The following is a 14,421-nucleotide window of genomic DNA, read 5'->3' as shown; positions in this document are numbered from 1 at the left end:
ACGAGCGACACGGCCGACTACGGCCGCGACCGCGGTCTCTCGCCCCGCTGGTTCACGATACCGATCACGTACCGATCGTCGACTGCCACGTTCGCCCCCGGATTCGACTGGAACCCGCCAGACGTGACCGACACACAAGACGCGACCGACAGCCCGGACGACACGCTCGACAGCCCGGACGACACGCTCGACAGCCCGGACGACGGGCCCGCCTACTCCGAGCAGCAGGTGCGGACGGTCGTGCTCAGCCTCGTCGCCGGCGTGTTCTTCGGCGGGATGGGCGGCGGCGTCGCGTTCCCGACCATTCCGGCGCTGGGCTCGGTGCTCGGCATCGCGCCGGTTCTCGTTGGGCTGATCCTCTCGATCAACCGCTTCACGCGGCTGGTGATGTCCACGCCCGCGGGGAGCATCCTCGACCGGATAGGGACGCGCCGGCCGATGATCGCGGGGTTCGTCGTGCAGGGGCTCGTCCCGTTTGGCTACCTCGTCGGGCTGAATCCGCCGTTCGGGATCCCGTCGTCGGCCGTCTTCCTCGCGTCGCGGGCGGCGTGGGGGATCGGCTCGGCGTTCGTGTTCGTTGGCGCCTTCTCCACGGTGACGCACGTGACAACGTCGGCGAACCGCGGGCGCTGGGTCGGGTACATGCGCGGCGGGCAGAGCCTCGGCTTCCCGACGGGGCTGATCCTCGGCGGCGTCGTCACGGAGCTGTACGGCTACGGCGAGGCGTTCGCCGTCGCGGGCGCTGCGGGGCTGTTCGCGGCTGCCGTCGCCTACCGCGTGCTTCCGGATATCTCCCCCGAGGTCGGGGAGAAGAGCCGCCTGCGCGACGTGCCGGCGCTCGTGCGGGCGGACCCCAGGATCGGCGCCGTCGGCGCGGTCAACTTCACGATCCGGTTCCTCTATGCGGGCGTCCTGCTGTCGACGGTCGTGCTGTACACCGAGGCCAACGACATCTCGCTGGGCGGGTTCGCCGGCGCCGGCACCAGCGGCCTGGTGATGGCAGTGTCGGTCGTCGCGCTGGCGGCGTCGAACCTCGCGGTCGGTCGCTTCTCCGACAGCATGGGCCGGCTCACGACGGTGGTCCCGGGACTCGCCGTGTTCGGGTCGGGCTTCGCGCTCACGGCGCTGGTGCCGACCGCGCCGGGCGTGCTGGCGGGCGTCGGCTTCGTCGGCGCGGGCGCCGGGCTGACAGGGCCGCCGCTGCTCGCGTACTTGGGCGACATCGCCCCCGGCGGCGACGTGGGCAAGCTCGGCGGCGTCTACAACGTGTTCGGGGACCTGGGATCGACGCTCGGCCCGCTGGTGGCACTACCGCTGGCCGCGGAGATCGGCCTCGCTGCGGAGTACCTCGCGTGTGCCGGGCTCGTCGTCGTCGCCGGCGTGATCGCCGCCACGACGCTGCGGGACGACTCGGCGGCGGACACGACGGCGGTCTCGGGAGACGACTGACAGAGCCAGCCGCCCACGCGAGGGACGCGAACGCTTAGGGGCCGGTGGCCGCGAGAACGGGTATGACCCTACTCTGTACCGGCTACGAGCCGTTCGACGACCACGAGGTGAACCCCTCCGGCGAGCTCGCCGAGGCGCTCGACGGCCGGACCGTCGCGGGCCACGAGGTCGTCGGCCGGGTGCTCCCGGTCGCGTTCGACGCCGCCGAGGCGCGGATGGCCGACCTCCTCGACGAACACGACCCGGCCGTCGTCGTCGCCACCGGCCTCGCCGCGGGGCGGACGGCCGTCTGCGTCGAGCGCGTCGCGATCAACGTGGCCGACACCGTCGGTGTCCCCGACAACGCGGGCAACGACCCGGTCGACGAACGGCTCGACCCGACCGGCCCGGACGCCCGGCGCTCGACGATCCCCGTCCGCGAGACGGTTCAGGCGTGTCTCGACGCGGGGGTTCCGGCTCGCGCGTCGAACACCGCGGGGACCCACCTCTGCAACGGGATTCTCTACGAGACGCTCTCGCTGCTGGAGGGGACGGACACGTCGGCGGGCTTTCTCCACCTTCCGGCGACGCCCGAGCAGGCCGCGACGACCGCGAGCGAAGGGGAGGCGGCTCGCGGCGGGAGCGTCCGGCCGAGTCTCCCTCGGGCGCTCGACGAGCGCGCGGTCGAACAGGCGTTCGCCACGGCGCTCGAGGCGAAGGACTGCCGTCGACGGGACGCGCTGCGGGCGGTCGCGCCGCCGGACGCCGCGTCGCAACCGCTCGGGGCCGGCCGGAACGAGCCGCTACTCGGAGTCGATCGGAGAACCGCCGTCGGGGACGGTTCCCTTGGCGGTCCGCCCGTCGGCTGCAGTGACGTCTCCCGCGACCGCGCCTGCCCCGTCTGTTTCGCCCGATTTACCCGGCTCACCAGCCAGCGCCCGGCGGCCGCGCTCGGTGATCCGGAAGATCTGCTCGTCGGTTACCGCCTCCACGAACCCACGCTCTGCAAGCGTCGCCATCCGACGCTCCACCAGCGGGATGTGGAGCCCGGTGTTGGCGGCGACGAGCGCCGGGTAGTCCGCGCTCGACCCGCTCAGGTGGCGCAAGACTCGCTCGTCGGCGTCGGAGAGGTCGGTGGGCTCGGACATCTTTTCGCGGTATATGTTACCGTGACACATGAAGTTGTCGCCGACTCCCGGCCCCGCAGGAACGGTCCCCGAACGCCCGCCGAGATCCGGGAACTCAAGGCCGTCGCGTCGAACGCGGGGCTATGCGACTGCCGAACGCGGCCGTGGGCGACGCACAGACGAGCGGCTTCGGATGGGACGTGCTGACCGACCTGGTCGACGTGGGGAGCCGGATGGCCGGCCAGGCGGGTGAGCGCGAGGGCGCCGAGGTGGTACGCGACGCCTTCGAACGCGCCGGCGCACGGAGCGCTCGGATCGAGGAGTTCGAGATCCCCGGCTGGTGGCGCGGCGAGTCCTCGCTGTCGATCCACGAGCCCCACGAGCGCGTCCACGACGGGCAACAGGACGTGCTCGCGCTCCCCGGCTGCCCCGCGGGGGAGGCGACCGGCCGCGTCGTCGACGTGGGCGACGGCACCTACGAGGAGTTCGAGGCGAAGGCGGAGGAACTGGACGGCGCCATCGCGATGGCGTCGTCGGCGACGCCGGAGTCGGTCGACCGCTGGATCCACCGGATGGAGAAGTACGTCAACGCCGCCGACCACGGCGCCGTCGCGTTCGTGTTCCGCAACCACCTCGACGGGTCGCTGCCCCCGACCGGCGAGGTCGGCTACCACGAGCGACCCGGGCCGATCCCCGCCATCGGCGTCTCCTGTGAGGTCGGGAAGCGACTCGCGCGCTACGCCGAGGAGGGCTGTGAGGCGACCGTGTCCGTCGAGTGCCGCAACGAGGCGGCGACCTCCGTGAACGTCGAAAGCGAGGTCGGCCCCGACACCGACGAGCACGTGCTCGTCACCGCCCACGTCGACGCCCACGACATCGCCGACGGCGCCAACGACAACGGCGCCGGCTCGGCGCTCGTCGCCGAGGTCGCCCGGCTCCTCGCCCGCGACGACGTGGATCTGGATACCCGAGTTCGGCTCGTCACCTTCGGATCCGAGGAGATCGGCCTGTGGGGCGCGTACCGCTGCGCGGAGACGACGGCGCTTGACGACACGAAATGCGTCGTCAACCTCGACGGCGCCTGTAGCTCGCGGAATCTCCGCGTGGGGACAAACGGCTTCGAGGAGATGGGTGCGGTGTTCGAGGCGGTGACCGACGACCTCGACGCGAGCCTCTCGACGGACGACACCATCTCGCCGCACGGCGACCAGTGGGCGTTCGTCCAGGAGGGCGTCCCGGCGGTGATGACGTCGACCACCTCCGAGCAGTCCGGGCGCGGCTGGGGGCACACCCACGCCGACACGCTGGACAAACTCGACTCCCGGGACCTGCGCGACGTGGCCGTCCAGGTCGCCGAGGCGGTCGCGCGCTTCGCCTCGGCGGACGTGGAGACGCCCGGACGGACCCGCACGGAGATGCGCGACGCTATCGACGAGGGGTACGAACAGGAACTGCGGATGGGCGGGCGATGGCCGTACGCGGACCTGGAATAGGACCGGGACGGGACCGACACCGGCGTCTCCCCGCGAGGCCGATCAGGCGTCCCAGTCGTCGCGGCCGAGGAACTCGCCGAGGTCGTCCATCACTTTCCCCTCGGCGCGCGCGAGGTGCTCCCACGCCGTCGTCGTGCTGACGCCCAGCTTCGTCGCGATTTCCTCGACGCCCGCGTCCTTCTCGTGCCCGTAGTACCCGGCGCGGATCGCCGTCGCCAGCGCCTCGCGCTGGCGCGGCGTCAGATCGTGGAGGACCCCGGCCGTCTCGAACCGGGGCGAGGAGTCGACCTCGTGCATCTCCAACTGTCGGACCAGTTCGACCTCGTTGCCGCGGGCCTCCACCGCGTCGATGACCGCCGAGAGGTCGTCGTCCTCGTCGAGATACAGCACCCACCGCTCGTACCCGCCGGTGATCTCGGTTCCCGTCCGATAGTGGAGTCCCAACTCCGCGAACAGTTCGGTGATGCTGTCCCACCGCGGGACCTCGATGGTGACCGCGACGAAGACGGTTGACTGGCCGAGCGGCGTGATCGGCTCGGCGGCGAGCACCGGCTCGCCCGCCGCGTACACGTCGATGAACCCGGCGATGTCGTCCGGTTCGCCGGTCAGCTCGACGATCCGCTTGCGCTCCCGCTCTCGACCCGTCATCGACGATACCGACCGCATCGTCACCCCGGGGTAGCGCTCGGACGCCGTCGTCTCGGGCTGCCCGACGTGTTTGATCTTCAAAGTCACCTCACGCATCGACCGGGTCCTGTCGCCATCGCCCATGGTGTGCCTAATATATTTGGGTCCATATTGAACTTTCGCACGACCATTTCACGTTGTATGCCAACGGATAGCAATCCGGAATTCACGGAAGAAGCGCTCAGCGGTCCAGTCATCGACCGGCGCACGACGACGGCGCTGCTGGGGGCGGCTGGCCTCTCAGGGTTGGCCGGCTGCCTCGGCGGCGGCTCCGGGAACGCGACCGAAACCGACGGTTCGGATGGATCGGACGGCGACAGCGGCGGTAGCGGCGGTAGCGGCGACAGCGAGACCGACACGCCGGCGGAGAGCTCAATGGGCGGAACGCTCGAGGCCGGCTGGTTCACCGGCAGCATCGACACGCTCGACCCGCCGTACATCAGCGTCGGGCAGTTCTTCCAAGTCGCGGCCAACATCTTCAACGGGCTCGTCACGCTGAATCAAGATCTCACGGTCCGTGGGGACCTTGCGCGCGACTGGGAAGTGACCAACGAAGGCGCGACGATCACCTTCCAACTCCGCGAGGGAGTCACCTTCCACAACGGCGACGACTTCACCGCTGACGACGTCCTGTACACGATCCGCCGGACGATCGAAAACGAGACGCCGGCGGCGCCGAAGCTCTCGACGCTCAAGCCGGTCGACGAGGACGGCGTCGTCGTCGAGGACGACTACACGGTCACGCTGAACTTCGAGCAGCCGATGGCGCCGGCGCTCATCTACCTCACGCGCGGCCCGGGCCGCGCCGCGACGATCGTGAGCCAGGGCGCAATCGAGGAGATGGGTCGCGAGCAGTACGCGGTCGAACCGGTCGGGACGGGGCCCTTCGAGGTTGCGAGCCACGACGTCGGCAGCGAACTCGTCCTCGAGCGCAACGAGGAGTACTTCGGAACCGACGAGGACGGCAACCAGCTTCCGTACCTCGACGGCGTCACCATCCGGCCGATCCCGGAGCCGTCGTCAATCGTGAACGCGCTGCAGTCTGGCGACATCCACTTCGCGAACCTGATCCCGTTGCAGAACGCCTCACAGGTCCAAAGCGCCGACGAGGTCGACATGCTGCAGGCGCCCGGCGTGAACTGGTACGGGCTGGCGATGAACCAGGACCGCGAGCCGTTCGGGGACAAGCAGGTGCGCATGGGGATCGCCAAGTGCATCGACAACGAGGCGTTCATCGAGACGGCGTACTTCGGAAACGCCATCTCCGCACAGGGGCCGATCAACAAGGCGACGAACTGGGTGTGGCGCGACGACAAGCCGGACGATCAGTCGTTCGACCGCGAGGAGGGAATGCAGATGCTCGAGGACGCGGGCGCCGACGGCGCGAGCTTCTCGATCCTCACCACCCAGAGCAGCCTCCGGCAGGCGCAGGCGATGCGCCAGCAGCTCAATAGCTCGGGGCTGAGCGTCGAGGTCGAACAGGTGACCTCCTCGACGTACTGGACCCGGTACGAGGAGGGGAACTACGACACCACCATCAGCGGCTCCGTCGGCGACCCCGACCCCGACCAGTCGCTGTGGAACTTCTACCGGAAGGACGGACCGTGGAACTGGGTCAACTTCCAGAACGACGAGGCCCACGAGCTGCTGGCCGAACAGCGCAGGCAACTCGACCGCGACGAGCGGATGGCGACCCTGCAGGAGCTCGAGGACCTCCTCATCTCGGAGGTCCCCCACGCGTACCTCTCCCACCAGGACGACATCGGCGCCGCCCGGACGGAGGTCAACGGGTTCACGCACATTCCGTTCATGCGGCCCCTCGAAACCGTCTCACTGTCCGAGTGATGTGGCGGTACATCGTGAAGCGCGTCGGGCACGCTCTGTTCGTGATGTGGCTCGTCGCCACCACGGTGTTCTTCGGGCTACGGGCGATCCCCGGCGGTCCGGTCAGGACGATGCTCGGGCAGGAGGCGACGCCGGAGGCGGTCGCGTCGCTGCGCGCCGAGCTGGGGCTCGACCGTCCGCTGTCGGTACAGTACGTCGATTTCATGACGGACCTGTTCTCCCTGGAGTTCGGCCGGAGCATCACCTCCAGCGAGCAGGTCGCCGCGATCGTCGCTGAAGCGGCGCCGAAGACGTTCGCCATCGCTGCGGTCGGCGTCGCGCTCGGGCTCGCGGTCGCCATCCCTGCGGGTGTCATCGGCGCGACGCGCCGCAACGAGCCGGCGGACTACGCCGCGACGATCGGGGCGTTCCTCGGGATCTCGATGCCGGCGTTCTTCGTCGGGATCCTCTTGGCGATCGTATTCGGCGTCTACCTCGATTGGCTCCCGATCGTCGGGTACACGTCGCTCTCGGAGGGCGTCGGCCCGTGGTTCAAGAGTGTGCTCCTCCCGGCGATAGCCGTCGGGCTCCCGTACGCCGCCGGCGTCACCCGGATGATGCGCTCGTCGCTCATCGAGACGCTCAACGAGGGGTACATGCGCACCGCCCTCGCGAAGGGCGTCGGCTCCCGTGCACGCCTGTACAAACACGCCATGCAGAACGCGCTCATCCCCGTCGTGACCGTCGCCGGTATCCAGCTCGCGCTGGTGCTTGGCGGCTCGGTCACGGTGGAGCTCGTCTTCTCCATCCAGGGACTCGGGCGCGTGCTCGTCAACTCCATCCTGGAGCGCAACTATCCCGTGACTCAGATAACCATCCTCCTCATCTCGGGCGTCTTCGTGTTCATGAACCTACTCGTCGACATCGCCTACACCGCGATCGACCCGCGTATCCGCGTCGGGGGTGAGAGCGCGTGACCGACCCGTCGGACGCGTTCGACCGCTCGGCAGACGCCCCGAATTCGACGACCGATTCCGAGAGCCGATCCGACACCGACCTCCGGTCCGACGGCGGCACCGACTCGACGCCGAAGGCGTCCTTCGGGCTGTACGAGGGCGAATTCGGCCCCGGAGAGGTACCGCCGGAGTACGAGGTCGACGAACGGGTCGAGGAGCACCGAACGACCGCACAGCGGATCGCGGCGACGCTGCGTCGCGACCGGCTGGCGCTCGCGGGCGCGGTCGTCGTGATCGCGTTCCTGTTTCTCGCCCTGTTCGCGCCGTACGTCGCGCCGCACGGGCCCGAGGAGACGTTCGGGTTCATGCAGGCGCCGCTGTCGGAGTCGACCGGTGACTTCGACGGCGACGGGACGATGGAGACGACTACACACTACCTCGGCACCGACTCCTTCGGCCATGACATCCTCACCCGCATCATCTACGGGGCCCGCATATCGATGCTCGTCGCGCTGGCCACGGTCGCGGTCGCGTTCGGCGTCGGCACGACCCTCGGGATCGTCGCCGGGTTCTACGGCGGCTGGGTCGACTCGGTGATCATGCGGTACGTCGACTTCCAGTGGGCGTTCCCGGAGATCATCCTCGGCGTGGCGATCATCGCGATGATGGGCGGACTCGGCGTCATCAACGTCGTCCTCGCCATCGGGATCGCGTTCATCGACGACTTCGCGCGGATCATCCGCGGGGAAGTGCTGTCGATACGCGAGGAAGAGTACGTCACGGCCGCCCGCGCGACCGGGATGGGCGACATTCGGATCATGTTCAAGGAGATGCTTCCCAACGCGGTCGCACCGCTGATCGTGCAGGCGACGCTGATGCTCCCGCTCGCGATCCTCGCGGAGGCGAGCCTCTCGTTCCTCGGGCTCGGCGTGAAGCCGACGACCCCGACGTGGGGGCTGCTCATCGCCGACGGGCGACAGTTCATCTCGCAGGCGCCGTGGATCAGTGTGATGCCCGGCCTCGCGATCATGCTCGTCGTGCTCGCGTTCAACACCCTCGGCGACGGGCTGCGCGACGCCTTCGACATCAGCCAGACGGAGGTGGAGTGAATGCGCGCTGACGCCTCCGCCGAGCCGCGGCACACCGGCGCTGGCGACGAGCCGTTGCTCGAAGTGACCGGATTGCAGACGCAGTTCCCAACCGAACGCGGCACCGTCGAGGCGGTCGCCCGGGCGGACCTGTCGATCGAACCCGGCGAGATCGTCGGGCTGGTCGGCGAGTCCGGATCGGGCAAGTCCGTCCTGGCGCAGAGTCTCATGGGGATGGTCGAAGCCCCGGGCGAGGTCGTCGCCGGCGCGGTCTGTCTCCGGGACATCGACGTCGTCCGCGACCTCGCCGACACGTTTCCCGACGCCGTCGTCGACGCCAGCGACGACGACGTCGCCGTCGCTCGCGAGACAGCCGACGGCGCGGTCTCTGAAACCGCGGCGGCCGCGAGCCTCGCCGGCCCCGGCGAGTTTGTGGTCGTCCGCGAGCGCGACCGCGACGGGGTCCCGGTCTCGGGGTTCGTCGACATCCGGCGCGCGTCCGAACCGGCGCTCCAGCGCCTGCGGGGTGGCCGGATCTCGATGGTGTTCCAGGACCCGATGAACTCCCTGAACCCGACGCTGTCGGTCGGCGAACAGATTGCCGAGACCGTCCGGCTCCATCAGGATGTAGGCGAATCGATCTCGCTGCCGGCGGAGCTGAAGCGGAAGATCGTCGGCGCCGCCAAGAACGGGGAGGCGTGGCGCCGGGCCATCGAGATGCTCGAAGCCGTCGAGATCCCCGAGGCCGAAGCCCGCGCGACGGACTTCCCACACGAGTTCTCGGGCGGGATGCGCCAGCGCGCGATGATCGCGATGGCGTTGTCCTGCGAGCCAGACCTGCTGATCGCCGACGAGCCGACGACCGCGCTCGACGTGACGATCCAAGCGCAGATCCTCGACGAGTTGGTCTCGCTCAAGGAGGCGTTCGACACGTCGATCCTGTTGATAACGCACGACCTCGCGGTGGTCGCCGAGACGTGCGACCGCGTGAACGTGATGTACGCCGGCGAGATCGTCGAGAAGGCTCCCGCGGACACGCTGTTCGCGGACCCGCAACACCCCTACACGCGTGGGCTGCTGGCGTCGACACCGCGGCTCTCCGACCCGGATCAGGAGGTCGAGCCGATCCACGGGAACGTCCCCGATCTCATCGACATCCCGTACGCGTGCCACTTTGCGCCGCGGTGTCCGGAGTCCATGCGGGAGTGCTTCGAGCGCGAACCGGCGTTTCGTCAGGTGGGAGAGCGACACGAAGCGGCGTGCCTCCGTCGCGGCCCGGAGCGTGATCGCCTATGAGCGCCGACTCCGACCCCGTGCTGGAGGCGGACGGCCTCCAGAAGTACTTCTCGCAGTCCGACGGTATCGTCGACCGGATCCTCGGCGGCGGGGGCAAAGTCAAGGCGGTCGACGGCGTCGATCTTGAGCTTCGCGCCGGGGAAACGCTCGCCGTCGTCGGCGAGTCCGGCTGCGGCAAGTCGACGCTCGGGCAGACGCTGTTGAATCTCCATGCACCGACCGGCGGAACGATCCGCTACCGCGGCGAAGATATCACCGGGCTCACTGGCGGCTCGATGCGCCCCTACCGCGCCGAGCTCCAGATGATCTTTCAGGACCCCCTCGCGTCGCTCAATCCCCGACAGACCGTCGGCGACATCCTCGCGGCCCCGATGGAAGTCCACGGGATCGGCGACTCGTCCGAGGACCGCCGCGACAGGGTCCGCGAGCTCCTCGAACGCGTCGGCCTCGAGGCCCGGCACATCGACCGGTACCCGGCACAGTTCTCGGGCGGCCAACAGCAGCGCGTCGGGATCGCCCGCGCGCTCGCCGTCGAGCCGGACGTCATCGTCGCCGACGAGCCGGTGTCGGCACTCGACGTGAGCGTCCAGGCGCAGATCTTGAACCTCTTGGAGGGGCTCCAAGACGAGTTCGGCGTCTCCCTGCTGTTCATTACGCACGACCTCTCGGTCGTCAGGCAGGTGGCCGACCGAGTCGCGGTGATGTACCTCGGCGAGATCGTCGAGACGGCGCCCGTGGACGAGCTCTTCGAGACGCAGCACCACCCCTACTCGGAGGCGCTGCTGTCGGCGGTCCCTCGGATCGATCCCGACGCGCGCGGCGGCCGGATCGTGTTGGAGGGCAACGTCCCCTCGCCGCTGGATCCACCAACCGGCTGCCGGTTTCACACGCGGTGTCACCGGGTGATTCCGCCCGCCGACTGGCCGGCCGACCAGCCGACCTTCCGCCGGGCGTTCACGCTCCGGAACCGCGTCGAGAACGGGGAGATCGACCCCAAGGCGGCGCGGCGGCGGCTCGAAGCCGAAGGGGAGCCGGCGGGCGACGAAGCGGTGGCCGACCACATCGTCGACACGTCGCTCCCCGGCAGCGTCGACGACCTCCCGCCCGAGGCGCGCGAGGCCGTCGAGACGGCGATCGGTCTCCTCGTGGCCGGCGAGGACGGCGAGGCGGCCGATCGGCTCGCGGCTGCGCTGCCGTCGCCGTGTACCGACGAGGTCCCCCGACTCGTCGAACCGAGCCGCGGCCGGACGGCGGCGTGTCACCGAATCGACCCGGACGCGCCCGGCGCCCCGATGGCCGACGACTGACGTGGGTGCCGGCGTCCCTGCCCTCGCCGGCAGCGACCGCCACTGGCGTCGCTGTCGGAGTACAACACTCGTGAGTGTTCGGTTCTTCGCGGCTGACAGACGGCGCTCGGTCCCAGCCACGCGACGGTGCGCCGTACACCCGCTGCCCGCCGCGCGTCGACGTTCACGTCACGGGGCAACTGGCCGCGGTATCCGTAATGGTACTCAGCGACGAGGCGGCTCGGTCAGTCGAAGATCCGTTCTTTCTTCTCCTCGGTGAAGTCGCCGCTCGCCGCCTCCGCGGCCTCGTACACCCGGCGGAGCTCTGTGATCGGATCCTCGTGTTCGTCGACGCGGAGGTCGTGGTACGCGGTCGTCTTGGGCGCCTTCACGAGCACGGCGGCCGAGGAGTGCCCGCGTTTGTCGCCGCCGGCGTCGCGGCCCGCATCGAGCGCGTCGAGCAGCCGCGGGACGAGGTCGGCGTCCGGGACGGGGTCGTTCGAGGCCTCGTCGTCGCCGGCGAGGAACGCCCCGACTGCCGCGTCGAGCGTGTCGCCGTTCGCGAGCATGTTCCCGGCGGCGGTGACGCCGTCGTCGGCGCGAACGAGGTCGCCGCTCCACGGGTCGCAGTCGTCGCCGGTGAACGCAAACGCGCCGCCGTCGCCGTCGACGCCGTGGAGTTGCCGGAGTTCGGCGTCGTCGTCTCGGTCTAAGAGTCCCGGAAGCGCCGACTCGACGCCGACATCGTCGAGCAGCGCGATCCCGCGGCGACCCAGGCGGACGTTGACGAAGCTCTGGGTGCTCACGGCGCCCCGGTGGCTCACGTACGGCGCGAGCGCACCGACCGCCGGCGCGTCGGTGGCGACGCCGACGCCGAAGGCCGGTCCCTCGGGGGTCGCTGCGCGAACGCAAAGTGAGAACGTCATGACCATTCGTACCGTGGACGAATAAAAAACCCATCCGCCGAAAGTATTCGGTACCACGTTTTCACCGTCCCGGTGATTCCCTGCGGTATGGACAATCCGGACATCGATCGGTTCGCGTCCCGCCGATCGACGGTGTACGGTCAACGCGGCGTCGTGGCTACCAGTCAGCCGCTCGCGTCGCAGGCGGGGGTCTCCGTGCTCGAGGACGGAGGAAACGCCTTCGACGCAGCGGTCGCGACCGCTGCCGCGTTGAACGTGGTCGAGCCGACCTCGACGGGACTCGGCGGCGACGTGTTCGCGCTGTATCGCACCGCAGACGGCGAGGTGGGCGCGATGCGCTCGTGTGGTCCGGCGCCCGCCGACGCGACTATCGACCGGGTTCGGGAGGCCGTCGCCGACGAGGAAGACGTCGACCCCGCCGACGCCGAGATGCCCGACACCGGCGCGCACGCGGTGACGGTTCCGGGGACCGCCCGCGGCTGGGAGGTCACCGCCGATCGGTTCGGCGAGAAATCCCTCTCGGAGCTGCTCCAGCCGGCGATCCGCTACGCGATCGACGGCTACCCGGTCTCGGAGGTCGTCTCCGCGCAGTGGCAGCACGGCGAGGACCTGTTCGAGACCGACAACGCCCGCGAGGCGTTCCTCTTCGAGGGCGAGGCACCGGACGTGGGCCAGCGCGTCACGCTCCCGAAGCTGGGCGAGTCGATGCGGCGGATCGCCGAGGAGGGCGCCGACGTGGTGTACGAGGGGGAGATCGCAGAGCAGATCGCCGCAGAGGTCCAATCGCAGGGCGGCTTCCTCAGCGTCGAGGACCTCGCCGACTTCGAGCCGGAGTTCCCCGACCCCGTCTCGACCACCTACAACGGGACCGAGGTGTACGAGCTTCCGCCGAACAACCAGGGGCTCATCGCCTTAGAGGCGCTCAACATCGCCGAGGAACTCGGCGCCGGCGAGTACGCCTACGACTCGCCCGAGCGCGTCCACTACTTCTCGGAGGCGCTGAAGCTCGCGTTCCACGACGGCCACCGCTACATCACCGACCCCGCGTTCGAGGAGCACCCGCCGCTGGCGAGCAAGGAGTGGGCCGCGACGCGCGCACAGGAGGTCGGCGAGGAGTGCAACGACGACGTGACCTTCGGCGTCCCCGACGCCAACGCCGAGGACGCCGACACCGTCTTGCTGTGCGTCGCCGACGACGAGGGCAACGTCGTCTCCTTCATCAACTCCCGGTTCGCCGGCTTCGGTTCCGGGCTCGTCGCGGGCGACACCGGCATCGCGCTGCAGAACCGCGGCTCCTCGTTCTCGCTGGACCCCGACCATCCCAATTCGCTAGCGCCCGGGAAACGCCCGTTCCACACGCTGATCCCAGCGTTGGCGGACTTCGCGCCCGACGACGAGGAGACGGACGATTGGGCGGCGTTCGGCGTGATGGGGGGATACATGCAGCCGCAGGGTCACGTCCAGCTGATCTCGAACATCGTCGATTACGACCAGCCGCTCCAGACGGCGCTCGACAGCGCCCGATGGCGCTACCGAGAGGAGGGCAGCCTGGCGCTCGAGCCCCACTTCGACGGCGACACGGCCGCGAAGCTGGTCCGGAAGGGGCACGACGTGAAGACGCTCCTCCCGGCGCTGTTCGGCGGCGCACAGATCGTCCGCAACGCAGACGGTGTCCTGTCGGGGGCGACCGAACCCCGAAAGGACGGCAACGCGCAGGGGTACTGACGGCCCCGAGCTGTCGCGTTCGGCGAACGAGGGGGCGGCGGCTGCCCGTTAAACCGACACCCTCATTCGCCTCTCGGTCCTTCTGGCGCCCGTGCCACAGTCCCCGCGCAGCCGCGAGGAGCGGGACCGCCTCGGCTTCGACGAGACGCGCGATTACCTCGGCGCGGCCGTCGCCGCCCTCCTCCCGGCGCCGCTGATCGCTCGGGGGCTCTCGATCGCCGTCGACACCGACCGCGAGGTGTACGCCCCGGACGACGCCGTGTCGGTGCGCGTCGTCATTCGCAATCGCCTCCCCGTGCCGGTCGCGGTGACGACTTCGTCGCGCCGGCTGTGGGGGTGGGAAGTCGACGGCGCGCTGGAGGCCAGCGAGGAGCCGCGGCGCGACCCCGGCGGCTCGGGGGTGCTCTCGTTTCGCGCCCGCGAGCGCAAGACCCGCGAGTGGACGTGGGACGGCCGGGTGACCCGTCGCGACGGCCGCGGCGTTCGCTCGTCGCCGCTCGACCGCGGGGATCACGAGATCCGCGCGTTCGTCGCGACCGAGCGCGAGCGACCCGAGGCCCGGACGACGTTCCGTATCGAGTGACG

Annotated in this window: 12 protein-coding genes; 10 read left to right on the top strand and 2 right to left on the bottom strand. The window is 69.7% G+C overall.

Features of this window, described 5'->3' with window-relative positions; genetic code table 11:
- Window positions 1-228: 228 nt before the first annotated feature.
- The 3 genes from P0Y41_RS07310 (at window position 229) to P0Y41_RS07300 (ending at window position 4,048) form a co-directional block, all read left to right on the top strand.
- Complete coding sequence (locus P0Y41_RS07310; protein WP_345783204.1) at window positions 229-1,449, top strand: MFS transporter; 1,221 nt, start codon at window positions 229-231, stop codon at window positions 1,447-1,449.
- Window positions 1,450-1,511: 62 nt separating this feature from the next.
- Window positions 1,512-2,762 (top strand): pyroglutamyl-peptidase I, encoded by a 1,251-nt coding sequence (locus tag P0Y41_RS07305; protein ID WP_284063291.1) that lies wholly within the window; start codon window positions 1,512-1,514, stop codon window positions 2,760-2,762.
- Window positions 2,699-4,048: a M28 family peptidase gene (locus P0Y41_RS07300; protein WP_284063290.1), complete on the top strand. Its 1,350-nt coding sequence runs from the start codon at window positions 2,699-2,701 to the stop codon at window positions 4,046-4,048. The genes P0Y41_RS07305 and P0Y41_RS07300 overlap by 64 nt, the downstream gene beginning before the upstream one ends.
- Window positions 4,049-4,090: 42 nt before the next feature.
- Here the strand turns inward: P0Y41_RS07300 and P0Y41_RS07295 are convergent, their stop codons facing one another.
- Window positions 4,091-4,819, bottom strand: a complete 729-nt coding sequence (locus P0Y41_RS07295) for a helix-turn-helix domain-containing protein (RefSeq protein WP_284063289.1) — start codon at window positions 4,817-4,819, stop codon at window positions 4,091-4,093.
- Between the two features lie 57 nt (window positions 4,820-4,876).
- Between P0Y41_RS07295 and P0Y41_RS07290 the strand changes: the two genes are divergently transcribed.
- The 5 genes from P0Y41_RS07290 to P0Y41_RS07270 are packed head-to-tail and all read left to right on the top strand — an operon-like array spanning window position 4,877 to window position 11,206.
- Complete coding sequence (locus P0Y41_RS07290) at window positions 4,877-6,580, top strand: ABC transporter substrate-binding protein (RefSeq protein WP_284063288.1); 1,704 nt, start codon at window positions 4,877-4,879, stop codon at window positions 6,578-6,580.
- Entirely contained in the window at window positions 6,580-7,536 is a 957-nt protein-coding gene (locus tag P0Y41_RS07285) for an ABC transporter permease (RefSeq protein ID WP_284063287.1), read from the top strand. The genes P0Y41_RS07290 and P0Y41_RS07285 overlap by 1 nt, the downstream gene beginning before the upstream one ends.
- Window positions 7,533-8,624, top strand: coding sequence for an ABC transporter permease (locus P0Y41_RS07280; protein ID WP_284063286.1), 1,092 nt, complete (start codon window positions 7,533-7,535; stop codon window positions 8,622-8,624). Before P0Y41_RS07285 ends, P0Y41_RS07280 begins: the two co-directional genes overlap by 4 nt.
- Window positions 8,625-9,899, top strand: a complete 1,275-nt coding sequence (locus P0Y41_RS07275; RefSeq protein ID WP_284063285.1) for an ABC transporter ATP-binding protein — start codon at window positions 8,625-8,627, stop codon at window positions 9,897-9,899.
- Window positions 9,896-11,206 carry an ABC transporter ATP-binding protein gene (locus P0Y41_RS07270; RefSeq protein ID WP_284063284.1) on the top strand — a complete coding sequence of 437 codons (1,311 nt, stop codon included), beginning with the start codon at window positions 9,896-9,898 and terminating at the stop codon, window positions 11,204-11,206. The genes P0Y41_RS07275 and P0Y41_RS07270 overlap by 4 nt, the downstream gene beginning before the upstream one ends.
- 224 nt (window positions 11,207-11,430) lie before the next feature.
- Here P0Y41_RS07270 and P0Y41_RS07265 read toward each other — a convergent pair whose 3' ends face one another.
- Window positions 11,431-12,111: a DUF1028 domain-containing protein gene (locus tag P0Y41_RS07265; protein WP_284063283.1), complete on the bottom strand. Its 681-nt coding sequence runs from the start codon at window positions 12,109-12,111 to the stop codon at window positions 11,431-11,433.
- Window positions 12,112-12,198: 87 nt separating this feature from the next.
- On the opposite strand from P0Y41_RS07265, the gene P0Y41_RS07260 reads away from it, so the two are divergent.
- Both P0Y41_RS07260 and P0Y41_RS07255 read left to right on the top strand, forming a co-directional pair.
- On the top strand, window positions 12,199-13,836 hold the full coding sequence (locus P0Y41_RS07260; RefSeq protein WP_284063282.1) for a gamma-glutamyltransferase family protein: 1,638 nt from the start codon (window positions 12,199-12,201) through the stop codon (window positions 13,834-13,836).
- A gap of 91 nt (window positions 13,837-13,927) precedes the next feature.
- Complete coding sequence (locus tag P0Y41_RS07255) at window positions 13,928-14,419, top strand: DUF7974 family protein (RefSeq protein WP_284063281.1); 492 nt, start codon at window positions 13,928-13,930, stop codon at window positions 14,417-14,419.
- The last annotated feature ends 2 nt before the right edge of the window (window positions 14,420-14,421 follow it).

The sequence above is a fragment of the Halobaculum halobium genome, from assembly GCF_030127145.1.
GTDB lineage: Archaea > Halobacteriota > Halobacteria > Halobacteriales > Haloferacaceae > Halobaculum > Halobaculum halobium.
This window is presented reverse-complemented; position numbering and strand designations above follow the sequence as displayed.